Annotated in this window: 2 protein-coding genes and 1 pseudogene; 2 read left to right on the top strand and 1 reads right to left on the bottom strand. The window is 41.3% G+C overall.

What is annotated here, in order from left to right; translation table 11 throughout:
* Together PX484_RS21790 and PX484_RS21785 are read left to right on the top strand one after the other, a co-directional pair.
* Nucleotides 1-243 (top strand): annotated as a pseudogene (locus PX484_RS21790) (class I SAM-dependent methyltransferase); the annotation flags it as partial.
* The gene (locus PX484_RS21785) at nt 240-1,157 is read left to right on the top strand and encodes a TauD/TfdA family dioxygenase (protein WP_353853253.1); all 918 of its coding nucleotides are present in this window, start codon (nt 240-242) and stop codon (nt 1,155-1,157) included. The pseudogene PX484_RS21790 and the gene PX484_RS21785, both read left to right, overlap by 4 nt.
* A 94-nt stretch (nt 1,158-1,251) precedes the next feature.
* Here PX484_RS21785 and PX484_RS21780 read toward each other — a convergent pair.
* A partial coding sequence (locus tag PX484_RS21780; RefSeq protein ID WP_288105462.1) for a SagB/ThcOx family dehydrogenase occupies nt 1,252-2,280 on the bottom strand: 1,029 nt, incomplete at its 5' end.

The following is a 2,280-nucleotide window of genomic DNA, read 5'->3' as shown; positions in this document are numbered from 1 at the left end:
TTTTCCGGACGCGATCAATTATTCCCCGGTGAGATTTGGCGCCGAGATAGAAAAGCCGTCGCCGTGCAATGTGTTCATAAAACTATGGAAGATTACTTCACATCTCTTCGTTTAGCAGCATTCACAAAAATGCCAGAAGTTTATGAACTAAAAATTAATCAGGAACATTTAGAACTAGACCCAGAATTTTTTACTCCGCTCATTGACCTTCCCCTTCACGTTGCTTTCAAAATTCAAAAATGATTATACCGATTTCTGATCCTAATATTTCATTACTGACTTGGAAAAAATTGCCTGATCCTTCTCAACTATTTTTTCATGTACCAGAATCATTAGTCTTGGATTTACTAAAAAGAAGCAATCACAAATGGCTTGAAAAACCCAACGAAATAGGACAGGAAACAGTCAATAAAAATCTTGATTTTTTCCTACCATTTCGTGAGAAATTGCTCCAGAAACCAGGCATAATTATTTTCCGATTAGAACCGGAATTAACAGAAATAGAAATGCGGTTAATTTATGCTTTTATTTCTCGCATTTTTGGACTGCTAAACCACCGCTATGGCTATTTTTTTGATGTAATCGATCGAGGAATGGATTACACTAAAAAAGCTATACCCGTTTCGATGACGAATACAGAAACTGGCTATCATACCGATAGTACAGCCAAAAACTACTTCCCTGATCTTGTTGGCTTACTGTGTCTTGCTGCCGCAGATGAGGGAGGAGATTCCCTGGTAGTAAACGCCGCCAATTTATATCAATATTTCTGGCAACACCATACAGACCTAGTTCCCTATCTTTACGAACCTTTGGCGCGCGATGTGATTACACCTGGAGAGATTAATTCTCAAGAAGCTATTCAAAAGAATAATTTCCCCTTATTCTCAACAGATTCTCGGGGTCTGGTTTTTCGTTATATGCGATACTGGATTGAAGTCGCTTACTCCAAACTGGAAATAGCGCAACCGGAAGCTATCACAAAAACACTCGACATCATCGACGACTTTTTTTCAAAACCAGAAAATACAGTCCGCTTCAAAATGAAAAAAGGTGATGTATTTTACCTTAATAATCGCTTTTTATGCCACAATAGAACCGCTTTTAAAAATTCAGGAAAACCCCGACAGATGGTCCGTAGTTGGATTAACCTTTAAACAAAATACGTCCAAGGGAGAAAGTGAACTGGTCAAGGTACAGAGTACAATGACCTCAACTTCCTTGTCACTCCTTCAGGGGTTCAAACTCACCCTAAAAAACCTTCGGTCGGCCTAAAGTAGTGATATAGATAACTGCTTCATCGGAGGGAATTCCTAACACTTCATTAACTTGATCATCGAAAAAACCACCGATACCACTAACCCCTAACCCCAGATGAATAGCCGCTAAATTTAATCTCTGTCCCAAATGACCCGCATCTGCATGAAGATAACGATAGACTCGATCGCCATATTTAGCCACTGCTTTTGACAGATCCGCCGTATGAAAAACCACAGCAGCCGCATCCCGTCCCAAATCCTGGCCTAAACAGAGATAATGTAACTCTTGCCGGAAATTCTTAAAGCGAATTTGCCGCAATTCTTGGGCTTTGGGAGCATAATAATAACAGCCTTCCTCTAATCCGGTTACTGCCGAAACAGCGATAAAAGTTTCCAATAAATCCAGAGCAAAATAATCGGGATTGGGATCGAGATTTTGGCCGGCATAATCTTGGGGTTGATAGGTGAAATGCAGCAGCGCTCGCAATTCGTCTAAACTGAGACTAGCGCCACTATAAGCGCGGGTAGATCTGCGTTTAAGCATCGTACTTTCCAGATCGATTAAATCTTCCCCCCAATTGACGGGACGGGATGTCACGGAAACTTTTAGACAAAAAGGAAAATTATATTTATCTTCCCAATTAGAGGGGGTAATATTTGCTTCTATCTTCTCATCTGTGGCTATGATAGTGGCTCGGTGTAGGGAGTTTAATAATTCTCCCTCGGGAATTTCGGGATAAAGAGTCGTGGTTGCCGAAGGGAGTGCCGTGGTACTATGGGGGAGATTTTGCCGGATATTGAGCAGATCTGCCAAAGGAATCACCGTCATGACACTTTCTTTCTCGGAATCGAGATAAAGCAATTCATTCATCTGGATATCGTTAAAACCACCGATTAAATGGGCGCGATAGTCATTAATCGAGGCTGATAGCTCAATATTGCCCAATAAATGCCCTGTATCGAGGAAAATACGCCGATAAGCTCGATCCTCGTAGCGCCAAGCGGACCGATAAAAAATGGC

This window comes from Microcystis sp. M49636_WE2, assembly GCF_030065375.1.
In the GTDB taxonomy this organism is placed as follows: domain Bacteria; phylum Cyanobacteriota; class Cyanobacteriia; order Cyanobacteriales; family Microcystaceae; genus Microcystis; species Microcystis aeruginosa_C.
The sequence above is the reverse complement of the archived record's forward strand: the minus strand, read 5'-3'. Positions and strand labels throughout refer to the sequence as shown.